Genomic DNA, 1,634 nt, shown 5'->3' with positions numbered 1-1,634 from the left:
ACTGAAAAACAAAACATAAAAAAACCCGCAGGGCTTGCCCTGCGGGTTTGCGTTATGCCGTCTGAAAATTATTCAACGGTCAGTTTACCCAAGCCGTCCACTTCGATGACAACGCGGCGGTTCGGTTGCAGACACGCGATTTCTTCGTTGCGCGGCAGGCTGGTGCTGCACTCTACTACCGGGTTGCGTTTGCCCAAGCCTTGTGCAGACATTACTGCAGCAGGTACGCCACGGTTAACCAGGTACTGGCGTACGGTTTCGGCACGGCGCAGAGACAGGGCGTCATTGTAGGCATCGCTGCCTTTGCGGTCGGTGTAACCGATGATGCGGATGGCGCTGACACGCTCGAAGCGTTTGATGTCTTCGGCGAAGCGGTCCAGCTTAGCGTAGCCGGCAGGCAGCATGTCGCTCGGGCCGCTCTTATCAAATGCAAACAATGCATCCGCACCCAAGCTCAGAGATTGGGTTTTCACTTTTTCCGGGCCGCGCGGAGGACAAACAGCATCCTCAGGGAATACGGGCTTCCAGTAGAAGCTGCGGGCGAATTTGTCTTTATCGTAAATCACTTTGTATTGGCAAGTGGTGATGCCTTCTACGCCGGAAGTGTTGTCCGGATCCAGAGGCACGCCCGGGGTGTAGAAGTGGAACAGGTAGTCCCATTCGCGCACGTTGAACATACCTTCGTCGTAGTGCGGACGACCCAGGATTTTATAGATGTCGTCTTTAGTCAGACCCGGACGCATTTTGTCCAGCTCATCGTCGGTCGGGAAAGTACCTCGGTCGTTATTGAAAGTCAGTGAGTAAGGCTTCGGGAAGACCGGCTCGTCGGTCGTGCCGTCGGCCTTGACATTGCTCTTGGTCGCACAAGCGGCCAGCAATACTGTTGCAGCCAGGGCTGCCCATTTCAAGTTTGTTTTCATTTGAATATTTACCTTAATTTCAGACGGCCTACACATCACCGTCCGGTATTTTAAAGGGTGGCGTTTCAACCTCTCGGAGAATGCCATGAGTATACAACAATCTACCGATAAATGGAAAGCCGGTTTGACCCGGCTCCCATTATCCGGCAGGTTATGCCGTCTGAAAAACGACATATCCTGCCCGAGATGTCAGATTACCACTGGTAGCCGACTGCAGCAGTCGCGCCGTAGTTGCCGCGCGAGTTGCCGGAAGCCGTACCTTTGATAATCCAGTTACCGCCGTCGGAGATGCTGGAGTAGCCGATGGCATAACCGGTTTCACCACGGTACACACCGCCGCCGATGGCCATCATGCTCTTACCCGGCAGGTAGGCTTGCGGCAGACCTGCGGTCGCCAAGGCTTGTGCCACACCTGCGTTGGCGCGGTTTTCAACACCGTCGATGCGGCTGTTGACTGCTTTCAGTTGGCCGACATTGACAGCGTCGGTATCGTTGACACCCGGAGCGACGTTGGTAATGCGTACCGGCGCGCCGTTGGTATCGCCGATGGCGATGTTGCCTTCTTGGTCAGCACCAATCTTCGGACCGGTGTCGCCACCAACTTGAACGGTGGTCGCAGTAACGGTATCCACGCTGATGTTGTCGCTCAGGGCATAGGTTACTTTGCCGTTTTCTTGAGCGACAGTCAGGTTCTTACCGGCAGCCATATCAACG

General features: G+C 55.0%; 2 protein-coding genes. Both read right to left on the bottom strand.

Going from position 1 to position 1,634, the window contains the following annotated elements:
• Positions 1-68: 68 nt before the first annotated feature.
• Positions 69-920 carry an OmpA family protein gene (locus BDE01S_RS10405; protein ID WP_066081271.1) on the bottom strand — a complete coding sequence of 284 codons (852 nt, stop codon included), beginning with the start codon at positions 918-920 and terminating at the stop codon, positions 69-71.
• 194 nt (positions 921-1,114) lie between these two features.
• A partial coding sequence (locus BDE01S_RS10400) for a YadA family autotransporter adhesin (protein WP_174520389.1) occupies positions 1,115-1,634 on the bottom strand: 520 nt, incomplete at its 5' end.

The organism is Bergeriella denitrificans NBRC 102155 (genome assembly GCF_001592185.1).
Classification (GTDB): domain Bacteria; phylum Pseudomonadota; class Gammaproteobacteria; order Burkholderiales; family Neisseriaceae; genus Neisseria; species Neisseria denitrificans.
The sequence above is the reverse complement of the archived record's forward strand: the minus strand, read 5'-3'. Positions and strand labels throughout refer to the sequence as shown.